Genomic DNA, 448 nt, shown 5'->3' with positions numbered 1-448 from the left:
CCGTTCCCATACCGAACACGGAAGTTAAGCTCTCTAGCGCCGATGGTAGTTGGGACCTTGTCCCTGTGAGAGTAGGACGTTGCCAGGCAATTCGGAGGATTAGCTCAGCTGGGAGAGCACCTGCCTTACAAGCAGGGGGTCGGCGGTTCGATCCCGTCATCCTCCACCATTTAGCCGACTTAGCTCAATTGGTAGAGCAACTGACTTGTAATCAGTAGGTTGGGGGTTCAAGTCCTCTAGTCGGCACCAGAAAATCATGGCGGTTGTGGCGAAGTGGTTAACGCACCGGATTGTGGCTCCGGCACTCGTGGGTTCAATTCCCATCAGTCGCCCCATTTTTTCTTTTTAAATTATAACATGCGGGTGTGGCGGAATTGGCAGACGCACTAGACTTAGGATCTAGCGCCTTTGGCGTGGGGGTTCGACTCCCTTCACCCGCACTTTTAAT

The 448-nt window shown here is 53.1% G+C and carries 4 tRNA genes and 1 rRNA gene; all 5 read left to right on the top strand.

Annotated elements, in window-relative coordinates:
• Window positions 1-88 (top strand): 5S ribosomal RNA (rrf, locus tag MR155_RS31410); the annotation flags it as partial.
• 5 nt (window positions 89-93) lie between these two features.
• Window positions 94-169: transfer RNA gene (locus tag MR155_RS31405), tRNA-Val, on the top strand.
• A 4-nt stretch (window positions 170-173) separates the two neighbouring features.
• Window positions 174-249 (top strand) — tRNA-Thr (locus tag MR155_RS31400).
• Window positions 250-259: 10 nt separating this feature from the next.
• Window positions 260-335: transfer RNA gene (locus MR155_RS31395), tRNA-His, on the top strand.
• A gap of 24 nt (window positions 336-359) precedes the next feature.
• Window positions 360-440, top strand: a tRNA-Leu gene (locus MR155_RS31390).
• Window positions 441-448 lie beyond the last annotated feature (8 nt).

Origin of the sequence: Bacillus cereus group sp. BfR-BA-01331, from assembly GCF_022663915.1 — a bacterium.
GTDB lineage: Bacteria > Bacillota > Bacilli > Bacillales > Bacillaceae_G > Bacillus_A > Bacillus_A mycoides.
The sequence above is the reverse complement of the archived record's forward strand: the minus strand, read 5'-3'. Positions and strand labels throughout refer to the sequence as shown.